At 60.9% G+C, this 14,194-nt stretch carries 13 protein-coding genes; 6 read left to right on the plus strand and 7 right to left on the minus strand.

Translation table 11 applies throughout. The annotated features are described in order from the left end of the window. Positions 1 to 4: 4 nt before the first annotated feature. The 3 genes from Q7U49_RS00280 to rsxB all read left to right on the plus strand — a co-directional run bounded on the left by Q7U49_RS00280 (position 5) and on the right by rsxB (position 3,197). Positions 5 to 832, plus strand: a complete 828-nt coding sequence (locus Q7U49_RS00280) for a Rossmann-like and DUF2520 domain-containing protein (protein ID WP_304761621.1) — start codon at positions 5 to 7, stop codon at positions 830 to 832. Positions 833 to 966: 134 nt separating this feature from the next. Next, positions 967 to 2,541 carry a polyhydroxyalkanoate depolymerase gene (locus tag Q7U49_RS00285; RefSeq protein WP_304761623.1) on the plus strand — a complete coding sequence of 525 codons (1,575 nt, stop codon included), beginning with the start codon at positions 967 to 969 and terminating at the stop codon, positions 2,539 to 2,541. Then, positions 2,538 to 3,197: an electron transport complex subunit RsxB gene (rsxB, locus tag Q7U49_RS00290; protein WP_304761624.1), complete on the plus strand. Its 660-nt coding sequence runs from the start codon at positions 2,538 to 2,540 to the stop codon at positions 3,195 to 3,197. The genes Q7U49_RS00285 and rsxB overlap by 4 nt, the downstream gene beginning before the upstream one ends. Here rsxB and Q7U49_RS00295 read toward each other — a convergent pair. The 5 genes from Q7U49_RS00295 to scpA all read right to left on the minus strand — a co-directional run bounded on the left by Q7U49_RS00295 (position 3,194) and on the right by scpA (position 10,685). Then, positions 3,194 to 3,670 (minus strand): VOC family protein, encoded by a 477-nt coding sequence (locus Q7U49_RS00295; protein ID WP_304761625.1) that lies wholly within the window; start codon positions 3,668 to 3,670, stop codon positions 3,194 to 3,196. The two genes, rsxB and Q7U49_RS00295, sit on opposite strands and share 4 nt — an antisense overlap. Further along, positions 3,667 to 5,715, minus strand: coding sequence for an acetyl/propionyl/methylcrotonyl-CoA carboxylase subunit alpha (locus tag Q7U49_RS00300; protein WP_304761627.1), 2,049 nt, complete (start codon positions 5,713 to 5,715; stop codon positions 3,667 to 3,669). Before Q7U49_RS00300 ends, Q7U49_RS00295 begins: the two co-directional genes overlap by 4 nt. A 188-nt stretch (positions 5,716 to 5,903) precedes the next feature. Next, on the minus strand, positions 5,904 to 7,436 hold the full coding sequence (locus tag Q7U49_RS00305; protein WP_304761629.1) for an acyl-CoA carboxylase subunit beta: 1,533 nt from the start codon (positions 7,434 to 7,436) through the stop codon (positions 5,904 to 5,906). 61 nt (positions 7,437 to 7,497) lie between these two features. Continuing rightward, positions 7,498 to 8,511: a methylmalonyl Co-A mutase-associated GTPase MeaB gene (gene meaB, locus Q7U49_RS00310; RefSeq protein WP_304761631.1), complete on the minus strand. Its 1,014-nt coding sequence runs from the start codon at positions 8,509 to 8,511 to the stop codon at positions 7,498 to 7,500. Continuing rightward, complete coding sequence (gene scpA / locus Q7U49_RS00315) at positions 8,508 to 10,685, minus strand: methylmalonyl-CoA mutase (RefSeq protein WP_304761633.1); 2,178 nt, start codon at positions 10,683 to 10,685, stop codon at positions 8,508 to 8,510. Before scpA ends, meaB begins: the two co-directional genes overlap by 4 nt. 130 nt (positions 10,686 to 10,815) lie before the next feature. Between scpA and Q7U49_RS00320 the strand changes: the two genes are divergently transcribed. Genes Q7U49_RS00320 through Q7U49_RS00330 form a run of 3 tightly spaced genes read left to right on the plus strand, consistent with a single transcriptional unit; the run spans position 10,816 to position 13,266 of the window. Next, positions 10,816 to 11,463, plus strand: a complete 648-nt coding sequence (locus tag Q7U49_RS00320) for a GntR family transcriptional regulator (protein ID WP_304761635.1) — start codon at positions 10,816 to 10,818, stop codon at positions 11,461 to 11,463. Positions 11,464 to 11,483: 20 nt separating this feature from the next. After that, complete coding sequence (ribD, locus tag Q7U49_RS00325) at positions 11,484 to 12,596, plus strand: bifunctional diaminohydroxyphosphoribosylaminopyrimidine deaminase/5-amino-6-(5-phosphoribosylamino)uracil reductase RibD (protein ID WP_304761637.1); 1,113 nt, start codon at positions 11,484 to 11,486, stop codon at positions 12,594 to 12,596. 10 nt (positions 12,597 to 12,606) lie between these two features. Continuing rightward, positions 12,607 to 13,266, plus strand: a complete 660-nt coding sequence (locus tag Q7U49_RS00330) for a riboflavin synthase (protein ID WP_304761638.1) — start codon at positions 12,607 to 12,609, stop codon at positions 13,264 to 13,266. 124 nt (positions 13,267 to 13,390) lie between these two features. On the opposite strand, the gene Q7U49_RS00335 is transcribed toward Q7U49_RS00330, so the two are convergent. Both Q7U49_RS00335 and Q7U49_RS00340 read right to left on the minus strand, forming a co-directional pair. Beyond that, on the minus strand, positions 13,391 to 13,630 hold the full coding sequence (locus Q7U49_RS00335; protein ID WP_304761640.1) for a YlcI/YnfO family protein: 240 nt from the start codon (positions 13,628 to 13,630) through the stop codon (positions 13,391 to 13,393). Positions 13,631 to 13,632: 2 nt separating this feature from the next. Further along, entirely contained in the window at positions 13,633 to 14,193 is a 561-nt protein-coding gene (locus tag Q7U49_RS00340) for a putative toxin-antitoxin system toxin component, PIN family (protein WP_370653943.1), read from the minus strand. Position 14,194 lies beyond the last annotated feature (1 nt).

The following is a 14,194-nucleotide window of genomic DNA, read 5'->3' on the forward strand; positions in this document are numbered from 1 at the left end:
GCCCTTGAAAACCATCAACCTGATTGGTGGTGGCCGGGTCGGTCAAACGCTGGGGCGACTGCTGGCCCAGGACGGCCAGGTCATAGTGCAGGACCTGCTAACCCGTACCCAGGCCTCGGCCGAGCTGGCGCTGGCTTTTATTGGCTCGGGTCGCGCCGCGCAGCACGTGTCGGACATGCGCCCAGCCGACTTGTGGCTGGTCGCGGTGCCGGACGCGCAGATCGCGCCCGTCGCGGCGGCGCTGGCCGCTTGTGACGGCTTGCCACCAGCCACGGTTTTTCACGCCAGCGGCGCCTTGAGCGCCGACCTGCTCAAACCCCTGCAGGACAAAGGCTGGCGCGTGGCCAGTGCGCACTGCCTGCTGAGCTTTGCCAGCCCGGCTCTGGCGCTACAGCAGTTCGCCGGCACGCCCTGCGCCCTGGAAGGCGATGCACAGACCCTGGCTGAATTGCGGACTCTTTTTACCCGCCTGGGGGCCCAATGCTTTGATGTTCGAACGCAGGACAAGATGCTCTACCACGCCGGCGCCATCTTTGCCACCAACTTTTTGCCGGTGCTGCAAGACCTGGCGGAACAGCTTTGGCAGCACAGCGGCATGCCCCAGCCCATGGTGCAGCACTTGCGCGCCAGCCTGCTGCAGAATGCTGTCGACAACATCACCCGCCTGGGGCCGCAAGCTGCCCTGACCGGTCCGGCTGCCCGTGGCGACACGGCACTGGTGGCTGCGCAGGGTCAGGCTGTGCAACAGTGGAACGCCAGTGCAGGCCAGGCCTACCAGGCCCTGAGTGCATTGGCCCGACAACTGGCGCAGCGCAAGCCCTTTGTTTCCTGAGCACAGGAATGGGGGTTCAGTGGCGTCTTTGAACATTTATCATTCGCGGCTCTGGATCGTTCGGCAGGTCACAGACGCAACATCTCAAGACCTGTTATATTGCACTGCAACATTTTCTTACAAGGTGAATCCCCGTGCTGTACAAATTTTACGAAGCGCAACGTTCTTTGATGGAGCCATTCACTGATTTGGCGCAGTCTGCCGCCAAGGTGTACGGCAATCCGCTGTCGGTGTTTGGCCAGCATCCTCTGGCACAGCGAATTTCCGCCGGTTACGACTTGATGCACCGCTTGGGCAAGGACTACGAGAAGCCTGAATTTGGTCTGCGTACCGTCGATGTGGACGGCGTCGAGGTGGCGATTCATGAGCGCATCGAGCTCAAGAAGCCCTTTTGCGAATTGCGCCGTTTCAAACGTTTCACCGACGATCAAGACACGCTGACCAAGCTCAAGGACCAGCCTGCGGTGCTGATCGTGGCGCCGCTGTCGGGCCACTATGCCACCTTGCTGCGCGACACCGTAAAAACCATGCTGAAGGACCACAAGGTCTATATCACCGACTGGACCAACGCCCGTCTGGTGCCCACGTCCGAGGGCGGTTTCAGCCTGGACGACTACATCAACTACGTGCAGGAGTTCATTCGTCACGTGCAAAGCCGCTATGGCAACTGCCACGTCATGAGTGTCTGCCAGCCCACCGTGCCAGTACTCGCCGCGGTGTCGCTGATGGCCAGCCGGGGTGAACTGACGCCCTTGAGCATGGTCATGATGGGCGGCCCGATTGACGCCCGCCTGTCTCCCACCGCGGTCAACAACCTGGCCATGAACAAGAGCATCGAGTGGTTTGAGCACAACGTGATTTACCGCGTGCCCACCCGCTTCCCGGGTGCCGGGCGCAAGGTTTACCCCGGCTTCTTGCAGCACTCCGGCTTTGTCGCCATGAACCCGAGCAACCATGCGCGCAGCCATTACGACTACTTCAAGGACCTGATCAAGGGAGACGACGCCAGTGCCGATGCCCACCGCAAGTTTTATGACGAGTACAACGCCGTGCTCGACATGGATGCGCAGTACTACCTCGACACCATCAAGGTCGTGTTCCAGGAGTTCAACCTGGTCAACGGCACCTGGGACGTCAAGGGTGTCGATGGCACCGTGGAACGCGTGCGCCCCGAAGACATCCACAACACCGCCCTGTTGTCGGTTGAGGGTGAGCTCGACGACATTTCCGGCTCTGGTCAAACCGCGGCAGTGCACACCATTTGCACCGGTGTCGACAAGAAAGACCAGCGCCACCTGGAGGTGGAGGGCGCGGGCCACTATGGCATTTTTGCCGGTCGTCGCTGGCGCGACGTGGTTTACCCGCAGGTCAAGGACTTTATTTTGTCCTACCAGCCCAAACCCTTGGTCGAAACCCCAGTGGTGGCGGCCAGTCCGTCCGCACCCGTGTTGACCCATCCGGAACCTGAACTGACCGAGCCGGCACCGGCCTTTGTCTTGCCCGAAGCACCCGCCACGGCTGAAATTCAGTTGCGCGACAAGCGCCCCGAACCCATCCGCAAAGCTGTGGTCAAGGCGAAGACTGCGCCGGCTAAAGCCAAGCCTGCCGCCCCTGCTACCGCCAGCAAGGCGGCTGCGAGCAAAACCGTGATCAGTGTGGCCGAACCCGCCAAACCGGCCCGCAAGCGACCGACCCAACGCCACGGATGAAACCCTGCGTAGCCGACATCCTGGCGGCATTGCCGCAAACCCAGTGCACCCGCTGCGGCTACCCGGACTGTGCGGCTTATGCCCAGGCCTTGCATGAAGGCAGCGCCGACATCAACCAGTGTCCGCCCGGCGGGGCTGCTGGGGTCGAGCGCCTCGCCAGGCTGACCGGGCGCGCAGCCAAACCGCTGAATCCGGAAAACGGCCTTGAGGGACCACGCACCGTGGTCTTTATCGACGAGGCCTGGTGCATCGGCTGCACGCTGTGCATCAAGGCCTGTCCGGTCGATGCCATCGTGGGTGCCAACAAGCTCATGCACACGGTGATGGAGCCCTATTGCACCGGCTGCGAATTGTGCCTGCCAGTGTGCCCGGTGGACTGCATTGAAGTTGAGAATGTCACTGGCAGCGCCACCGGTTGGGCCGCGTGGTCACAGCAGCAAGCAGAGGAAGCTCGTCAGCGCTACGAATTCCACACGCTCAACAGCCAGCGTGAAGCGCTTGAAAATGACAAAAGGCTGGAAGAAAAAGCGCTGCTGAAGCTGTCCGACCTGGCCGCCCACTCGCAGCACACCGACCCGGTCGTGCTGGACAAGAAACGCGCCGTGATCGAAGCCGCGCTGGCCCGGGCCCGGGCCAAGCGCGAAGCAGCGCCCTAAGCCGCCAGTCTGGCAAACGCCGCTACCACCTCGGGTGGCGCCTGCACCATCTCGATCAACACGCCCTCGCCCGCAATCGGGAATTCGTCATTGGCCTTGGGGTGCAAAAAGCAGATGTCAAAGCCCGCTGCCCCCTTGCGGATGCCGCCCGGTGCAAATCGCACACCCTGCGCCGTGAGCCATTCCACCGCATTGGGCAGGTCGTCAATCCACAGACCCACATGGTTCAGCGGCGTGGCGTGCACGGCGGGCTTTTTGTCGATGTCCATCGGCTGCATCAGGTCAACCTCGACCTTGAACGGGCCCACGCCCATGGCGCAGATGTCTTCATCGACGTTTTCACGCTCGCTCTGAAACGTGCCGGTGATTTCCAGGCCCAGCATGTCGACCCAGAGCTTTTGCAGGCGCGTCTTGCTGGTGCCGCCAATGGCGATTTGCTGGATGCCCAGCACCTTGAACGGGCGCGGGCTCATACAAACTCCACAATCGGCTGGTCCACGGTGAGGCTTTCGCCCTTGGCGGCCAGCACCTTGCCCACCACCCCATCCGCGGCAGCAAACAACACGTTTTCCATCTTCATGGCCTCGATCACGGCGACGCGTTCACCAGCCTGCACCTTCTGGCCCACCTGCACCGCCACCTCGGCGAGCAGACCGGGCATCGGCGACAGCACATAACGGCTCATGTCCGGCGGCGCCTTGAACGGCATCAGCGCGTGCAACTCGGCCATGCGCGGTGAAATCACCAGCACATCGATGCGCGTGCCGTTGTGCTGCAGGCGCAAGGCCAGCGGGTTCTTGGGGGTGCCGCGCTCGACCTGAGCGGTGAAAGGCGTGCCGTTCACCGTGCCGGTGATGCAAACATCGTTGAGACGCGAGTCACTGCATAACTCATACGTACTGGCACCCATCTTGACGCGGGCAAAACCGGTCTTGCCGGCAAACTCATCAACATGCACCGGGGTATAGGCATTCGCCCCATCCTCGCCCAGGGTCACCACCACGTAATCACTGCCCACATTGACGGCATAACCGGGCAACTGGCCACTGATACCAGCCGCACGCTCGCGCGACTTGCGCCGCACAAAGGCCGCCAGCGCCAGCATGAAGTGGGGGTCTTCGTGCGGGACGTCGGCTGCCCTGAAGCCGTGCGCATAGTTTTCGGCAATGAAGCCGGTGTTGAAGTCGCCCGAAACAAACTTGGGGTGCGCCAGCAAAGCCGCCTGGAACGGGATGTTGCTGCTGATGCCGCGAATCACGAAACCGTTGAGCGCCTCGCGCATCTTGGCGATCGCATCGCGCCGATCCACCCCGTGCACGATGAGCTTGGCAATCATCGAGTCGTAGTACATCGGGATCTCGCCACCGTCCTGCACCCCGGTGTCGACCCGTACGCCAAACCAATCAATGGTGTTGCCCTGTTCCATGGTCTGGGTCGGTGGCGAGAAGCGCACCAGGCGACCGGTGCTGGGCAAGAAGTTGCGGTACGGGTCTTCGGCATTGATGCGGCACTCCATGGCCCAACCGTTGCGTTTGACCTCGGCCTGGGTGAGCGGCAGCTTTTCGCCAGCGGCGACGCGAATCATCAGTTCGACCAGGTCCAGCCCGGTGATGCATTCGGTCACCGGGTGCTCCACCTGCAGGCGCGTGTTCATCTCCAGGAAATAAAAGCTCTGGTCCTTGCCGACCACAAATTCCACGGTGCCGGCGCTCTGGTACTTGACCGCCTTGGCCAGGGCCACCGCCTGCTCGCCCATGGCCTTGCGCGTCGCGTCGCTGATGAATGGACTTGGAGCTTCTTCAATCACCTTCTGGTGGCGGCGCTGGATCGAGCACTCACGCTCATTGAGGTACACCACGTTGCCAAAACTGTCACCAATGAGCTGGATTTCGATGTGGCGCGGCTCTTCGACGAACTTCTCGACAAACACGCGGTCGTCACCAAAGCTGTTGCGTGCTTCATTGCGGCAACTGGTGAAACCCTCAAACGCTTCCTTGTCGTTGTAAGCCACGCGCAGCCCCTTGCCGCCACCGCCGGCGCTGGCCTTGATCATGACCGGGTAGCCTATACCCTGGGCAATTTCAACCGCCGACTCGGCTGTTTCGATGGCGCTGTTGACACCGGGGATGCAATTGACACCCGCTGCACCGGCCAGCTTTTTGGACTCGATCTTGTCGCCCATGGCCGCCATGGAATAGTGTTTGGGACCGATGAAGACAATGCCTTCTTCTTCGACACGCTTGGCAAACTCGGCGTTTTCGCTCAAGAAACCGTAACCCGGGTGCAGGGCTTGCGCGCCGGTTTGTTTGCAGGCGGCAATGATTTTTTCACCCACCAGGTAACTCTCACGGCTTGGCGGCGCGCCAATATGCACGGCTTCGTCAGCCATCAGCACAAAACGCGCGTCCTTGTCCGCGTCCGAATAAACGGCCACGGTCTTGATGCCCATTTTCTTGGCGGTGGTGATGACACGGCAGGCGATTTCACCGCGGTTTGCAATCAGTATTTTGGTAAACATAGAGTTCTCCTATTCGGGATTCAGTTTGTGTTCTTTGTGCGATTGAACTCAAGCAGCCATTTCAGGATCGGGCTGCCCGGGCGTTTTGCGCAGGTCAAGGAGGAGGCCGCAGGCCGGGGGACACGGAGCAAAGCGCCCGGGCAACCCGATCCAGCGCGATACACAGTCATGCTGTATTCCACAAACACTCAAAGTGGAATGTTGCCGTGTTTACGCCACGGGTTCTCAAGCTTTTTGTCCTTCAGCATGACCAGGCTGCGGCAAATGCGCTTGCGGGTCTCTGACGGCAAAATCACGTCGTCGATAAAACCGCGCGCGCCGGCCACAAACGGATTGGCAAAACGGGCCTTGTACTCGGCTTCCTTGGCCGCCAGTTTTTCCGGGTGGCCCTTGTCCTCGCGGAAGATGATCTCGACCGCACCCTTGGCACCCATCACCGCAATTTCAGCGTTGGGCCAGGCAAAGTTGACGTCACCACGCAGGTGTTTGGAGGCCATCACGTCGTAGGCACCACCGTAGGCCTTGCGGGTGATCACGGTGATCTTGGGCACCGTGCACTCGGCGTAGGCATAGAGCAACTTGGCCCCGTGCTTGATGATGCCGCCGAACTCCTGGGCGGTGCCGGGCATGAAACCGGGCACATCGACAAACGTGATCACCGGGATGTTGAAGGCATCACAAAAGCGCACAAAACGCGCGGCCTTGATGCTGCTCTTGATGTCCAGGCAGCCCGCCAGCACCAGCGGCTGATTGGCCACGATACCGATGGTCTGACCGTCCATGCGGGCGAAGCCAATCAAAATGTTTTTGGCGTACTCAGGCTGCAATTCAAAGAAGTCGCCGTCGTCGACGGTCTTGATGATCAGCTCCTTCATGTCGTAAGCCTTGTTCGGGTTGTCGGGCACCAGCGTGTCCAGGCTGTGCTCCATGCGCCCGGCTGGGTCACCACTCTGGCGCACCGGGGCTTTTTCACGGTTGTTCAGCGGCAGGTAGTTGTACAGGCGGCGCAGCATCAGCAGCGCCTCGACGTCGTTCTCGAATGCCAGGTCGGCGACACCGCTCTTGGTGGTGTGGCTGATGGCACCGCCAAGCTCTTCGGCCGTCACTTCTTCGTGCGTCACGGTCTTGACCACCTCCGGGCCGGTGACAAACATGTAGCTCGAGTCTTTCACCATGAAGATAAAGTCGGTCATGGCGGGCGAATAGACCGCACCACCGGCTGACGGCCCCATGATCATGCTGATTTGCGGCACCACGCCGCTGGCCATCACGTTGCGCTGGAACACGTCGGCATAACCACCGAGCGAGGCCACGCCTTCCTGAATACGCGCACCACCCGAGTCATTGAGACCAATCACCGGGGCGCCGACCTTCATGGCCTGGTCCATGATCTTGCAGATTTTTTCGGCATGGGCTTCACTCAGCGCACCGCCGAACACGGTGAAGTCCTGACTGAAGACAAACACCAGGCGGCCATTGATCATGCCGTAGCCGGTGACCACACCGTCGCCCGGGATCTTGTTGTCCTGCATGCCAAAGTCGGCGCAGCGGTGCTCGACAAACATGTCCCATTCTTCAAAGGTGCCTTCGTCGAGCAGCACGTCCAGCCGTTCACGGGCCGTGAGCTTGCCCTTTTTGTGCTGCGCATCAATGCGGTTCTGGCCCCCGCCCAAACGGGCGAGTTCGCGCTTTTTTTCCAGTTGTTCAAGAATATCGTGCATGGCTTGGTCTTTCTTTGGTCAGGAAATAGTGAGTTAGTCGTGTTTTAAATGGATGGTCGAATCAGGCTTTTTCGGCATGGACCGACAGCAGGTTTCTGGCGGCCGTGGAGGCCGCCAGCCGGCCTGTCAGCACGTCTTGGGTCAGCTGAGGCAACAGGGTTTTGACCTGCGGATGCTGGGCAAACGCGGTCTTGAGGCCGGCGTCGATGCGTTCCCACATCCACGCCAGCGCCTGCTTCTGGCGCCGCACATCAAACTTGCCATTGGCAGTTTGCAGGGCCTTGAACTCAAGCACCCTGGCCCAAAAGGTATCGACCCCCTGGGCGCGCAAAGCGCTGAGCTGCATGACCTGCGGGTGCCATATTTTTTCATCATGGTGCGCGTGGTCCGGGCTGCCATGCAGGCCCAGCAAACGCAAGCTGGAGCTGATTTGGGCGCGGGCGCGGGTGGCGGCGTCGGGGTCAATGTCGGCCTTGTTGATGACCACCAGGTCGGCCAGCTCCATCACGCCTTTCTTGATGGCCTGCAAATCGTCACCCGCATTGGGCAACTGCATCAGCACAAACATGTCGGTCATGTTGGCCACGGCCGTTTCGCTTTGTCCCACCCCCACGGTTTCCACGATCACCACGTCATAACCCGCCGCCTCGCAAACCAGCATGGCCTCGCGGGTTTTTTCGGCCACGCCACCGAGCGTGCCGCTGCTGGGGCTGGGGCGGATGTAGGCTTTCTCATGAACGGACAGCAGTTCCATGCGCGTCTTGTCGCCCAGAATCGAGCCCCCCGACACCGTGCTGGAGGGGTCGATCGTCAGCACCGCCACACGGTGGCCCTGGCCAATCAGGTACAAGCCCAGCGCCTCGATAAAAGTCGATTTGCCCACGCCCGGCACGCCACTGATGCCCAAGCGAAACGACTGGCCGGTGTGCGGCAACAGGTTTGTGAGCAACTCGTCGGCCTGCAGGCGGTGGTCAGCCCGGGTGGATTCGAGTAGCGTGATGGCCTTGGCCATGGCGCGACGCTGCATGGCGGCATCACCCTGCAGCACGGCCTCCACCAGAGCGCCGGGAATCACTTCAGCGCAGCCTTGATTTGCTTGAGCACATCCTTGGCGCTCACCGGGATCGGCGTGCCGGGGCCGTAAATGCCCTTGACACCGGCGGCATACAGCATGTCGTAGTCCTGGCGCGGGATGACACCGCCGACAAACACGATGATGTCGTCGGCGCCCTGCTTCTTGAGCTCGGCAATGATGGCGGGCACCAGCGTCTTGTGGCCGGCAGCCAGCGTGCTGACCCCCACGGCATGGACATCGTTCTCAATCGCCTGGCGTGCGCATTCCTCGGGGGTCTGGAACAGCGGCCCCATGTCGACGTCAAAGCCGAGGTCGGCAAAGGCCGTGGCCACCACCTTGGCACCGCGGTCATGGCCGTCCTGGCCCAACTTGCTGATCATGACGCGCGGGCGGCGGCCTTGCTCGGTGGCAAAGTCGGCGATTTCTGCCTTGAGTGCGTTCCAGTAGTCCATGGTGTCCCCGTCGGTGGCGTCGGTATCGTAAGCGGCGGCATACACACCGGTCACTTTTTGCGTGTCGGCACGGTGACGGCCAAAGGTTTTTTCCATGGCGTCGCTGATCTCACCCACGGTGGCACGGGCGCGCACTGCCTTGATGCTCAAGTCGAGCAGGTTGCCCTGGCCACTGGCAGCGGCGGCCTCGATCGCTTCCAGGGCTTGTTGCACTTGCGCGGCATCGCGTTTCTGCTTGATGGCATTGAGCCGGGCGATTTGCGAGTCGCGCACCGCGACGTTGTCGATGTCACGGGCGTCAATCGCATCCTCGGTTTTGAGCTTGTATTTGTTGACACCCACGATCACGTCGCGGCCGGAGTCGATGCGCGCCTGCTTGTCGGCCGCAGCTGCCTCGATCTTGAGCTTGGCCCAACCCGAATCCACGGCCTTGGTCATGCCGCCCATGGCTTCGACCTCTTCGATGATGGTCCAGGCGGCATCAGCCATGTCCTGCGTCAGTTTTTCCATCATGTAGGAACCAGCCCAGGGGTCGATCACGTTGGTGATGTGGGTTTCTTCCTGGATGATGAGTTGGGTGTTACGCGCGATGCGCGAACTGAACTCGGTCGGCAGCGCGATGGCCTCGTCGAACGAGTTGGTGTGCAGGCTCTGCGTGCCGCCAAACACCGCCGCCATGGCCTCGATGGTGGTACGCACCACGTTGTTATACGGGTCCTGCTCGGTCAGGCTCCAGCCGCTGGTCTGGCAGTGGGTGCGCAACATCAGCGATTTGGGATTCTTGGCGTTGAAGCCTTTCATGATGCGGCACCACAGCAGGCGCGCGGCGCGCATCTTGGCCACCTCCAAATAGAAGTTCATGCCAATGGCCCAGAAAAAGCTCAAACGGCCGGCAAAGCCGTCGACATCCATACCCTTGGCAATGGCGGTCTTGACGTACTCCTTGCCGTCAGCCAGCGTGAACGCCAGTTCCAGCGCCTGGTTGGCGCCAGCTTCCTGCATGTGGTAGCCCGAGATGCTGATCGAGTTGAATTTCGGCATGTGTTTGGCCGTGTACTCGATGATGTCGCCAATGATGCGCATGCTGGGCTCGGGCGGGTAAATGTAGGTGTTGCGCACCATGAATTCTTTCAGAATGTCGTTCTGAATGGTGCCGCTGAGCTTGTCTTGTGAAACGCCCTGCTCTTCGGCCGCCACCACATAACCCGCCAGCACCGGCAGCACCGCGCCGTTCATGGTCATCGAGACACTCACCTTGTCGAGCGGGATCTGGTCGAACAGGATCTTCATGTCCTCCACCGAGTCGATCGCGACACCGGCCTTGCCGACGTCACCGGTGACACGCGGGTGGTCCGAGTCATAGCCACGGTGTGTGGCCAGGTCGAACGCCACACTCACACCCTGACCGCCAGCGGCCAGTGCCTTGCGGTAAAAGGCGTTGGACTCTTCGGCGGTGGAAAACCCGGCGTACTGGCGAATGGTCCAGGGCCGCACCGCGTACATGGTGGCTTGCGGGCCACGCAGGTAGGGCTCGAAGCCCGGCAGCGTGTTGGCGTAGGGCAGGTTTTTCGTATCCTCTGCGGTGTATAAAGGCTTGACCGAAATGCCATCGGGCGTGAGCCAATTCAGCGCGCTCACATCCCCCCCAGGCGCAGATTTGGCTGCAGCTTTGGCCCAGGCCTCCAAGTTCGCTGACTGAAATTCAGGATTTTTTTGGGTCATGATGGCAAACGGTTAAGGGTTGGATGGTCGACGCACGCCACTGTACAGCGATGCGCAATTTAGAGCCAATGAGTTTACATTATTTATAATTATTGATGCAAAAAATTCCATCCAGCTTACAATTTGCCCCATGTCTGCACCTTCCCTAGCCCCCCGCGCACTTTACGAAGAAGTGGCTGAATTGCTGCGTCAGCGCATCTTCAGCCGTGAGCTGGAACCCGGCAGCTGGATCGACGAACTCAAGATTGCCCATGACTACGGCATCAGCCGCACGCCCATGCGCGAAGCGCTCAAGGTGCTGGCCACCGAGGGCCTGGTGACCATGAAGGTGCGCCGCGGTGCCTATGTCACCGAAGTCTCCGAGCGCGACCTGGCCGACGTCTACCACCTGCTGAGCCTGCTCGAATCCGATGCCGCGGGCGTCGTGGCACACACCGCCGCCGATGTCCAGATGGCTGAGTTGCAGGCGCTGCACCAGGCGCTCGAAGACGCCGCCCGGCCAGAACAGGTGGATCGCGAACGTTTCTTTGAAATCAACGAGCGTTTTCACATGCGCCTGCTGGAAATTGCCGACAACCGCTGGCGCAACCAGATGGTGGCCGACCTGCGCAAGGTCATGAAGCTCAACCGCCACAACTCGCTGCTGAAATCCGGCCGCATTCAGGAGTCCCTGGCTGAACACCGCGCCATCATGGCCGCGCTGGCAGCACGCGACCCGCAGCTGTGCACCCAGCGCATGCAAGAGCATTTTTCAAACGGCCTTGAAGCGGCCGTTTGACAGCAGGCAGCCCGCACCACATGATCCTGCCGCAATCCAACACCTTCATGCAGCAGGCGCTGGCACTGGCTGCGCAAGGCCTGCTGCTCACGTCCCCCAACCCCCGCGTGGGCTGCGTCATCACCACGCCCGACGGCGAGCTGCTGGGCCAGGGCGCCACCCAGCGCGCTGGTGAGGCCCATGCCGAAGTGATGGCGCTGCGCAACGCCGCTGCCCATGGCCACAGCGTGATCGGAGCCACGGCTTATGTGACGCTGGAGCCCTGTTCACATCAGGGGCGCACCGGGCCGTGCTGCGATGCCCTGGTGGCTGCGGGCATCAAAAAAGTGGTGGCCGCCATTGGCGACCCCAACCCCCTGGTCATCGGCCATGGCTTCGCCAGGTTGCGTGCCGCCGGCGTTGACGTCGACATCGGTCCCGGTGGTGCTGAATCGCGCGAACTCAACATCGGTTTTTTCAGCCGCATGCTGCGCCAAACGCCCTGGGTGCGCATGAAGCTGGCGGCCTCGCTCGACGGAAAAACCGCGCTCGACAACGGCCTCAGCCAATGGATCACCTCGCCCGAAGCGCGCACCGACGGCCACGCCTGGCGTGCCCGCGCCTGTGCCGTGCTCACCGGCATTGGCACGGTACTGGCGGACAACCCCAAACTCGACGTGCGGCTGGTGGACACACCGCGCCAGCCGAGCCTGGTAGTCATTGACAGCCGCCTGGAGACGCCGCTGGACGCCGCGCTGTTCATTCCGGGTCGCACGCTGATCATTTACGCCGCTGTTCCCGATGCGGCCAAACAAGCGGAACTGGCCGCACGCGGTGCCACCGTCGTGCTGCTGCCCGGACCCGGGGGCAAGGTCGATCTGGCCGCCATGCTGCGCGACCTGGCTCGCCGCGAAATCAACGAGTTGCATGTGGAAGCCGGCGAGAAGCTCAATGGCTCGCTGATTCGCGAGGGCCTGGTCGATGAATTTGTGGTTTATCTGGCCCCCAAGCTGATCGGCCTGGGCCGCGGCATGGCACACTTTGGCCCGCTGCAGGATCTGGCGCAGGCCGTGTCACTGGAATTCAGGTCCACAGCCATGCTGGGACCCGACCTGCGTATCATCGCCCGCATCAGTGGTCGCGACATTTTTTAACTGGAAAAACATGTTCACAGGCATCATCACCGGCATCGGCCACATCAGCGCCGTGACCCCCTTGGGCGACACCGCCATCCATGGCAAGCGCCTCACCCTGACCTGCCCCACCGGCTACCTCGACGACGTGGGCCTGGGCGACAGCATCGCGCTCAATGGCGCCTGCATGACCGTCACCACGCTTGATGCAACCCAACAGCAGTTCACCATCGACATCTCAGCCGAGTCGCTCGACAAAACCGCCGGGCTTGACCAGCCGGGACCCGTGAACCTGGAAAAGGCGCTGCGCGCCCATGACCGCTTGGGTGGCCACATCGTCTCGGGCCATGTCGACGGCATGGGTCACGTCACCTACTTTGCTGAAATCGGCGAAAGCTGGCAATTGCGCGTGATGGCGCCGCCCGCCCTGGCCAAGTACCTGGCCTACAAGGGCTCGATCACCGTCAACGGTGTCAGCCTGACCGTCAACCAGATTCAAGACCGCGCTGAGGGCTGCGAAATGTCCATCAACCTGATCCCGCACACCGTGCAAAACACCGCGCTGGGTTCGCTCAAGGTCGGTTCAAGCGTGAACCTGGAAATCGACCTGATCGCGCGCTATGTTGAACGGATGCTCAGCGTGGATGCTGGTGACTTGAAAAATGACTTCTCCATTGGGAAACAGCGCTAATCCTGTTTACTGGCGAAGTTATTTGGCGGTGCTTCTGACAGAACCAGGCAGGCCACAAAGTCGATAATTTAGCCGTCCTGCCTGGGGGAATTTGAAGTGGCCATCAGGGGTTATCGAACCAGCTTTACACCCGCTCGTCTCCCACCTGCGCCGTTACATCCGGCACCATGCTCAGATAGTGATCGAAGTCACTGCGTTTGCCTTTGGCGGCTTCCGCCTTGAGGAAGTCCAGCGTCATAACCGATGCCATCTTTTCGGACGCAGCACTGGCAATGAACTGGTTCACGGAAACGTCATCCCGGGCGGCCAGCTCTTTGATCTTCTGGTGAACAGAGTTCGGCAAACGAATGGTTATTGCGGTCATGGTCAGTTCCTCAACAGATTCAAGAAATCAGCAGGTTTGATGGCCTGCACCTTCAGTTCGGGCACCCGTCGAAAGTCTTTGACATTGTGGGTCACGATGTACTGACTGCCCGAGGCCACGGCACATTCCAGCACCATGTCATCGTCGGGGTCATGCAAAAACGGACGCCACAAAAAATGCACGTCTTGCAAGTGCGCCAGAGATGCCAGGTAGCGTAGGTAGGCCAGCGCAGCATCCACAGACACTCCGGGCGGCATGTGCTCCGGCCTGGTCAAGGCAGCCTGCCACTCGGTGTAGAGGGCAATGGTCAGCGCAAAGTCAAAGCGTGGCGTTGGCCGCATGGACACGAGCTGGTAACTGGCTCCGTTGCGCGAACGCGCGGCAACCACCAAAACAGAAGTCTCAAGGACTATACGCACAATGGCTATACGGGTGTATATGGTTGCATATGCATAACCAAATTTTGCTGGGCCTGGTGAAGAATGCAACCGAGATAGACGGCTCCCCTGAATTATCCGATTTCGCTCACACTGTGCAAGTGAAATACTGCCCTGACACGGCACA

The sequence above is a fragment of the Rhodoferax sp. genome (genome assembly GCF_030653815.1).
Lineage (GTDB): Bacteria > Pseudomonadota > Gammaproteobacteria > Burkholderiales > Burkholderiaceae_C > Rhodoferax.

What these genes read in the sequence shown, in the direction of transcription:
- rsxB (WP_304761624.1), top strand. Translation starts at nt 2,538, where the DNA reads ATGAAACCCTGCGTAGCCGACATCCTGGCGGCATTGCCGCAAACCCAG.
- Q7U49_RS00295 (WP_304761625.1), bottom strand. Translation starts at nt 3,670, where the DNA reads ATGAGCCCGCGCCCGTTCAAGGTGCTGGGCATCCAGCAAATCGCCATT.
- Q7U49_RS00300 (WP_304761627.1), bottom strand. Translation starts at nt 5,715, where the DNA reads ATGTTTACCAAAATACTGATTGCAAACCGCGGTGAAATCGCCTGCCGT.
- Q7U49_RS00305 (WP_304761629.1), bottom strand. Translation starts at nt 7,436, where the DNA reads ATGCACGATATTCTTGAACAACTGGAAAAAAAGCGCGAACTCGCCCGT.
- scpA (WP_304761633.1), bottom strand. Translation starts at nt 10,685, where the DNA reads ATGACCCAAAAAAATCCTGAATTTCAGTCAGCGAACTTGGAGGCCTGG.
- Q7U49_RS00320 (WP_304761635.1), top strand. Translation starts at nt 10,816, where the DNA reads ATGTCTGCACCTTCCCTAGCCCCCCGCGCACTTTACGAAGAAGTGGCT.
- ribD (WP_304761637.1), top strand. Translation starts at nt 11,484, where the DNA reads ATGATCCTGCCGCAATCCAACACCTTCATGCAGCAGGCGCTGGCACTG.
- Q7U49_RS00330 (WP_304761638.1), top strand. Translation starts at nt 12,607, where the DNA reads ATGTTCACAGGCATCATCACCGGCATCGGCCACATCAGCGCCGTGACC.
- Q7U49_RS00335 (WP_304761640.1), bottom strand. Translation starts at nt 13,630, where the DNA reads ATGACCGCAATAACCATTCGTTTGCCGAACTCTGTTCACCAGAAGATC.